General features: G+C 59.6%; 7 protein-coding genes. 5 read left to right on the top strand and 2 right to left on the bottom strand.

Translation table 11 applies throughout. The annotated features are described in order from the left end of the window. Positions 1 to 260: copper resistance protein B (locus DQ405_RS23010; protein ID WP_168426270.1), on the top strand; the 260-nt coding region annotated here is incomplete at its 5' end. A gap of 8 nt (positions 261 to 268) precedes the next feature. Next, entirely contained in the window at positions 269 to 1,057 is a 789-nt protein-coding gene (locus tag DQ405_RS23005; RefSeq protein ID WP_082041348.1) for a c-type cytochrome, read from the top strand. A 213-nt stretch (positions 1,058 to 1,270) separates the two neighbouring features. Here the strand turns inward: DQ405_RS23005 and egtD are convergent, their stop codons facing one another. Continuing rightward, a complete protein-coding gene (gene egtD, locus DQ405_RS23000) occupies positions 1,271 to 2,236 on the bottom strand; it encodes an L-histidine N(alpha)-methyltransferase (RefSeq protein ID WP_041015573.1) in 966 nt (321 codons plus the stop codon). A 194-nt stretch (positions 2,237 to 2,430) separates the two neighbouring features. Between egtD and DQ405_RS22995 the strand changes: the two genes are divergently transcribed. From DQ405_RS22995 to DQ405_RS22985, 3 genes are all read left to right on the top strand, one after another. Beyond that, on the top strand, positions 2,431 to 4,260 hold the full coding sequence (locus DQ405_RS22995) for a glycoside hydrolase family 15 protein (protein WP_052462886.1): 1,830 nt from the start codon (positions 2,431 to 2,433) through the stop codon (positions 4,258 to 4,260). Positions 4,261 to 4,409: 149 nt separating this feature from the next. Beyond that, the gene (locus DQ405_RS22990) at positions 4,410 to 5,885 is read left to right on the top strand and encodes a vitamin K epoxide reductase family protein (protein ID WP_230697846.1); all 1,476 of its coding nucleotides are present in this window, start codon (positions 4,410 to 4,412) and stop codon (positions 5,883 to 5,885) included. A gap of 37 nt (positions 5,886 to 5,922) precedes the next feature. Further along, positions 5,923 to 6,915, top strand: coding sequence for an SDR family oxidoreductase (locus DQ405_RS22985; RefSeq protein ID WP_041015572.1), 993 nt, complete (start codon positions 5,923 to 5,925; stop codon positions 6,913 to 6,915). Positions 6,916 to 6,920: 5 nt separating this feature from the next. On the opposite strand, the gene DQ405_RS22980 is transcribed toward DQ405_RS22985, so the two are convergent. Then, positions 6,921 to 7,238: a co-regulatory protein PtrA N-terminal domain-containing protein gene (locus DQ405_RS22980; protein WP_082041347.1), complete on the bottom strand. Its 318-nt coding sequence runs from the start codon at positions 7,236 to 7,238 to the stop codon at positions 6,921 to 6,923. Positions 7,239 to 7,683 lie beyond the last annotated feature (445 nt).

The following is a 7,683-nucleotide window of genomic DNA, read 5'->3' as shown; positions in this document are numbered from 1 at the left end:
TTCTCACGAATCGGCTAATTTTACAGCCGACCGCTGAGCTGAACTTCTACGGCAAGAACGATCCGCAGCGCGGCATAGGCTCCGGCCTTGCTAATGCGGAGGTTGGCTTACGCTTGCGCTACGAAATCGTGCGTGAGTTTGCGCCCTACATCGGCGTCACATGGAATCGCTCATTCGGTAACACAGCAGATATGGCTCGTGATGAAGGTGAAGATCGGGAAGAGGCGCGCCTTGTCGCCGGCATTCGGATGTGGTTCTAAGGAATAAGATGAAAACCATCATTGCGACCTTGGCTGTAGCGTTTGTTGCCGCTGTAACTGGCGTAGCGGGAGTTGTCTATTTTGGCTTGATAAATGTGGGGGCTGATGACCCGCATACAGGTCCGGTACATGCGTTTCTAGACACCGCCCGAAATCGTTCAGTTGAAGTTCGTGCTAACGATATCGAGGTACCGGTCCTCGATAACGAAGCCCAGATTCGAGCCGGGGCCGGTAACTACGACTCGATGTGTGTGGGATGTCATTTGTCGCCTGACGCAGCACAAACCGAATTGAGCGAAGGCCTCTATCCGGCACCGCCTAACCTGGCTAAAACGGGAATCTACGATGATCCTGCGAAGACATTTTGGGTGATCAAGCACGGAATTAAGGCAACGGGGATGCCTGCTTGGGGTAAGAGTATGGACGACCAATACATCTGGGGGATGGTAGCGTTTATTAGACAGCTTCCAAATCTGGATGCCAGGCAATACCGCGATATGGTCGCGGCCAGTGGCGGACACCAGCATGGCGGTGGTGAGACCGACGTCGGAAACCATCATGGTGACAGTCAGGCAGAAGATGGCGGCGATCATCATGGTAGTTCTGGCGCCGATCATCACGGTTCTGCCAGCCCCATGGGCCATAGCGATAGTGGCACGCATGCCGAAAGCAGCTCAACGGGGCAAAGCGGAAGCGATCATCATGCTTCAGGAAGCGCGAGCGACCACCACGCCCCGACGCCTACGCCAACAACCCACACTCATGCAGATGGCAAAAAACATGTGCATGAGGATTGACCCCGTTGACTGCGGCGGTCTTCGGCGCATTGCCGGTAGACGAGTTCTGAGGTGACTGTTCAGGGTTGGAGCCAGGCAGCTCGTTCTGTTGAGATGGCTTATGTCCTAGGAGATGCCGGTCCGAATAACTGCTCAAACGGGGCTAGTCGACCAGCCGCTGCGCCGGATGTCCTGTCGTTCAGCGCCGGTGGGTAACCAACGTGGCGTAGGACCTCAGCACGTGCGTTTGAGGTAATGCACGCTGAACAGCTGCTGCGGGTCGGTCCACTGCTGGATACTGTCGAAGCGCGCCAGGCGTGCCAGCGCAGCGAAGGATTCGAGGCTGTACTTGTAAGAGTTCTCAGTGTGCAGAGTCTCTCCGGCTTTAAAGTGAAAGCGTCGTCCCTCAATGGTCACGGTTTGCGCCTCGGCGCTGGCCAAGTGCATCTCGATGCGCGACTGCACGGCATTAAAGATCGCCTTGTGTGTGAAGCGCGCCGGGTCGATGTCGCTGGCAAGCTCGTTGCGGATGCGTTCGAGCAGGTTCAGGTTGAATGCCGCGGTGACCCCGGCTGCATCGTTGTATGCCGCCTCTAGCACCGCACTGTCCTTGACCAGATCGACACCGACCAGCAGGCCACCGCCGACCGGCAGCAGGCTGTGCAGGCGGCGTAAGAACTGCTGCGCATGGGCCGGGGTGAAGTTGCCGATGCTGGAGCCAGGGAAAAAGGCTAACGGGCAACGGCTATCGAACCCCTTTGGCAGGTGCAGTTCATCGCAGAAGTCTGCGGACAGCGCGTGGACGTCTAGCCAGGGGTAGTCGGCCGCCAGGCGCTGGGTACTGCTGCGCAGGAAGTCATCGGAAATGTCGATGCCCAGATAGCTCGTCGGGCGCATGGCTTCGAGCAGTAGGCGCACCTTACGGCTGGCGCCACTGCCGAACTCGATCAGGTCTGCGTCCGGTCCGGCAATCTCGGCGATCTCGGTGGCAGCCTGGGCCAGGATCGCTACCTCGGTGCGCGTGGGGTAGTACTCGGGCTGCTCGGTGATCTGCTCGAAGAGCTCCGAGCCGCGGCGGTCATAGAAGAATTTCGGCGAAGCCCATTTCGGCGTGGCGGCCAGACCTCGCAGAGTTTCATCACGAAAGGAAGTGGTGCTGGTCTGCGAAAGCTGGCCGTGGAAGCGAATAGCAAGGGCCATCGAGAACTCCTGGGCAAAGTAGTGCAGGCGCTGTTTTAGGGAGTTTTGGTGCCGTTACAACCGACTGCCAGGCCCGTGAAAAAGTTCGTGGCAGCAGAACGGAGGAGCGTAAACCGAACGTCTTCTGTCGGGTGGGCTCGAAAAGTGGTCAGCCGGCCCGGTTCGGCATTGCACCAACCGAGAACGAGGATCCTATGATGGCCCGCTCCGCTATAACGGAAGCAAGCTCCAATAATCCCGCCATCGGGTCACTGGCGGCACTGGGTGATGGCCACTCTCTGGCGCTGATAGGCCCTGACGGAGGACTCGAGTGGTTTTGCCCGCGCCGTTTTGATTCTTCGCCTCTGATATGGCCGCTGCTCGACCGTGTGCGAGGCGGCCAACTGCGCCTCGCCGCGAGTGGCGATGCCAAACTAGAGATGCGCTATCTGGACGGGACTGCCGTGCTCGAGCAGCGGTGGACATCGGACAAAGGTGAAGCGCGCGTAACGTTGGGAATGGTCTGGCCGGCAGAGGAGTCACGGCAGATTTTGCTTTGGTGCGTCGAGGGTATCTCTGGCGAGTTGAACTTCGAGATGATGGTCGAGCCGTCGCGCGGTTTTGGCGAAGGGCCGGTGGCCTGGTCGATGAACGAGACCGGTCAACTGCAGGGCGACGAGCCGCCACTACGGCTCGACGCCGAGTGCCGCTTCGAAGATACCGATGCGGGTTGGCGTGGGTGGCGTTCGGTCAAGGCTGGTGAACGCTTCACCGTGGCGCTGCAGGTTGGGCTCGACTCTTGGCTGCCTGCGCCAATGTCGCCAGCACAATTGTGGTCGCGCCTGGACGGCACGATTGATGCCTGGCGCGCTTGGAGCGGCCGGCTGCGCTGCCCCGAGAGGCACCGCGACCTCATCGTACGCAGCGCCATCACTCTCAAGCTACTCATTCATCAGCCGACCGGGGCGGTAGTCGCAGCGGGCAGCACCTCGCTACCCGAGGCTCTCGGTGGCACACGTAACTGGGATTATCGCTACACCTGGTTCCGTGATGCCGGGATGACCCTCTCCGCTCTGTTCAGCCTCGGCTGCCACGACGAGGCCCACCGTTGGGCGCAATGGCTGCAGGACACCGTTGAGCAACATGGGATGCCGCTGCAGATCCTTTATACAGTGGACGGCCTGCCTGCGCCGAGCGAACGCGAGATTGAAAACGCTGACGGTTATTGCGGCTCCGCGCCGGTGCGGGTCGGCAATGCCGCCGATACGCAGCGTCAGCTCGATATTTATGGCGAGCTGCTCGAATGTGTCTACGTCTGCGACAGTATGGAAGCATCGGTTTTGCAAGCTCATTGGCCGCATATGCTTGCGGCGGCTGATTTTATTGCTGGCAACTGGCGTGAACCGGACCAGGGCATCTGGGAGGTGCGCAGCGAGCCGCGCCAGTTCGTCCACTCGAAGGTCATGGCCTGGGCCGGGCTGCAACGCGCGCTGTGGCTGCAGGGGCGGCACGACCTCAAAGCAGATGTGGCGACCTGGCGGCGCGAAGCCGAGGCTATTCGTGAGCAGGTGCTGCGTGAAGGCCTCAGCGCGGACGGCCGGCACTTCGTTCGCGCGTACGGCGAAAAAGGCTTGGATGCATCGCTGCTGTTACTGGCCCGTAGTGGCTTCGTCGCTGGCGACGAAGCGTTATTCCGCGCCACCTTGGATGCCGTACGCGACGCCTTGGCAATCGAAGGCCAGCCCTACTTGGTGCGGCGCTACCTTTCGAACGACTCTGATGGACTGAACGGCAGCGAGGGGGCTTTTCTGATCTGCAGCTTCTGGCTGGTCGAGGCAATGATTGAGGCCGGGGCACAAGCCGATGCCGAGGCAGTGTTCGAGCAGTTGCGAAATTTGCAGGGGGAGTTAGGCCTATTTGCAGAGGAAGTCGATCCCGCGAGCGGCGCCCAGCGCGGCAATGTACCCCAGGCATTTTCGCATGTCGGGCTGATCAATGCTGCCATCAGCCTAGCAGATAGAAACGGACGCACTGCTCGACCCTAGTGGGTTCGTTGCAACCAGATAAAAATGCGCGTCATGCGATTGATACGAACTGTATCTGAACTCGACCGGGCGCAGTCGGTCGGTTTCTGGGTAGGCCGAGCCGCCGTTACTCGGCCCGTCTTTCATCGCAGTCGAACCGGAGCCGATCGATGGAGCACCAGGGTGAGTATCTGCGTCAGGGCGCGATGAAGTCCGACCAGAGCATGGACGAGCATATGCAGGCGATGGAGCATCGCCACATCGCCACACTGTGGTGCCATTTCCTCAACGCGTTGCTGGGCTTCTGGGTGATGAGCGCGCCCTTCGTCTTCGGCTACCTGAACATTGCCCCTGACGACCTCGACCTGGCGCGTCTGGCCGCGGAGCGCGAGCTGCCCGACGTCGCCACCCGCGCCTGGCTGATGACCTGGAATGACGTAATCAGCGGTGCGTTGATCGTGGTGTTTGCGCTGCTCTCGCTCAAACGCGTTGGCTGGGCCAGTTGGGCCAATACGGTCATGGGGCTCTGGCTGATGAGCGCTCCATTGCTGTTTTGGACCCCATCGCCTGCCGGCTATGGCAATGCATTGCTGGTAGGCGGACTAGTTATTACTTTCTCCGTCCTGGTACCGATGATGCCGGGCATGAGCATGAGCGGCATGATGCAGAAGGGAGCCGTACCGCCGGGCTGGGATTACAACCCTTCGACCTGGTTGCAGCGCCTGCCAATCGCCGTACTAGCTTTGATCGGAGTGCTTCTGGCGCGCTACCTGACCGCCTACCAGCTTGGTCATACCGCCAATGCCTGGGATCCGTTCTTTCCGGCGCCCGGCACCGGCCCGGCCGAGAACGGCACCGAGACCATCATTACCTCCAACATGTCGCGCGCTTGGCCGGTCTCCGATGCTGGGGTCGGTGTGCTGGCCTACATGATCGAACTGACCATGGCGGTAATGGGCGACGCGCGGCGCTGGCGCACCATGCCGTGGATGGTGGCTGCTTTCGGCGTGGTGGTAGTGCCGCTGGGCGTGGTGAGCATCTTCTTCATCATCGCTCAGCCAATCATGATCGGCACCTGGTGCACTCTGTGCCTGATGCAGGCGCTGGCGATGCTAGTGATGATGCCTTACGCGCTTGACGAGCTTGTCGCCATGGGCCAGTTCATCAAGGACGCCAAGCGCCGAGGCAAGCCGATGTGGCGCACCTTCTTCAAGGGCGACGCGATGGAGGGTTGCCGGCAGGACGACTCGCCGGAATTCTCCGGCAGCCTTTCCGGCATGGCGCAACAGGGATTGCGCGGGGTCAACCTGCCTTGGGGCCTGCTGCTGCTTTGTGTACTGGGCGTCTGGCTGATGTTTACCAGATTAATCTTCGGCACCGAAGGTGCCATGGCCAACAGCGACCACCTGATGGGTTCGCTGCTGCTTACCGTCACCGTGCTGGCGCTAGCCGAAGTCGCTCGCCCGCTGCGCTTTCTCAACCTGCCGATCGGCCTCTGGTTGCTCGCGGCCCCCTGGTTTCTCGACGGCGGCTCGACGGCCTCAACAATCGGCAGCCTGGGCGCAGGCGTGCTGGTTATCGGCCTCAGCCTGCCGCGTGGGTCGATCCACCACCGCTACGGCGGCTGGAACCGGCTGATTCGCTGAATCCTTCGTCAGAGTTTTCAAGCAGGAGTCGATTTGCATGAGTGAACCTATCGCGGTCATTACCGGCGGGACCGCCGGCGTCGGCCGCGCTACCGCCATAGCGTTTGCCCGTGCCGGTTATCAGCTGGCAATACTGGCGCGCGGCGAGCGGGGCCTGGCCGACACCCGCGACGAATTGATGGGCATGGGCGCTAAAGTGCTGGCAATCCAGTGCGACATGGCCGATGCCGCCGCCGTGGATCGCGCCGCCGAGCACATCGAGAAGGAACTCGGGCCAATCGACGTATGGGTCAATAGCGCCATGGTCACGCTGTTCGGGCCAATATCAACACTTAAGGCTGCCGATATCGGTCAAGTCACCAACGTCACCTACATGGGCTTCGTCCATGGCACGCTCGCCGCGCTGCGGCACATGCGAGCGCGCGACCGAGGCACTATCGTCCAGGTCGGCTCGGCCCTGTCCTACCGCTCGATTCCGTTGCAGGCGGCCTATTGCGGTGCAAAGTTCGCCATACGCGGTTTCACCGACTCGCTGCGCAGCGAGCTGATCCACGACAAAAGCCGCATCCGCGTGACGATGGTACAGCTGCCGGGCCATAACACGCCGCAGTTCGACTGGGCCCGCAATACCTTTGGCAAGCGCCCGCAGCCGGTGCCGCCGATCCACACGCCGGACGTCGCCGCGCGGGCTATTCTGCGCGCAGCTGTCGATAAGCCACGCGAGTTTTGGCTGGGCAAGGCAGCGTTCCAGGCAATTCTCGGTAACATGGTTTTGCCCGGCGTGCTCGACCGGATGATGGCCAAGCGCGCCTGGGAGGGGCAGCTTACAGGCGAGGATGAAGAGCCTAATCGACCAGATAACCTCTACGGCCCGGTCGAGGGCTTGGCCCGCACCTCTGGCCGCTTTTCCGAGCGTGCCGTCGACAAGGCCATGGGGGTTAGCGCAGAGACGGTGGGTAAAATAATTACCGTCACAGGAGTGACTACGGCCGTCATTGTCGGTGTTGTCATCGGAATGATTGCGAGCTAAGCCTCTTAACCGTTATCGACGCCTACGGGTGCTCCCAAATACTCTACGGTATGAATTTTACCGTCAGGAGTCCTTACTTTCATTTCGTAGGTTCTGACTTTTCCGTTAGTTGTATAGTTTTGGATTGCGTTAGTGGTTCCCGCAGTTCCCTTTGGTGCGATGCTGACTACTGTGCCTTCTTTTAGTAGCTCTTTTATAGTGTGCTTTGCTTCGCCCGCTTCGTTCATGCGATTAAACATGCGATCGCCGCCACCTTCAGCCATTGCTATAGACGAAGCGGTGACAAATACGATCGAAACGATTGCTGTGGTAAGGGTTTTCATGGCGTTGCCTCTGGGTTAGTGATGTCTATAGATTACGACCACTTCCCTTACAGCAAGCTGATCCAGATATTACAAAGATGTAATTCCTAACCGCTATTGCCGAAGTACGGTGAGCTGGCGGTCAGCACCTTACGGAAATGTAACGTTTGCATCAGCTTTTTGACAGCTAACTACGTTAACTTGAAAACAGTTCAGCAATTCATATCCGCGTTAATGCCTGCTTTCTGGCTGTCCATCTCCCTTTGGCCTATCGGCGCCTATACGGCCCCATTTTTTTAGCCGTAGGTTGACGGAAGCACTCGGTACGGCCTGAGCGACAAAACGCTTTACTTCGGTAAGTTTCGGAAATCTTTTATCCGTAGATTCCAACTCTGTCAAAACCGTAATGTCTCGATCAGCAATCTGACAGGAACCCTCGGTTAGCTTATGCACAAACCCAAGCCGG

The sequence above is a fragment of the Pseudomonas sp. SST3 genome, assembly GCF_003325755.1.
The sequence above is the reverse complement of the archived record's forward strand: the minus strand, read 5'-3'. Positions and strand labels throughout refer to the sequence as shown.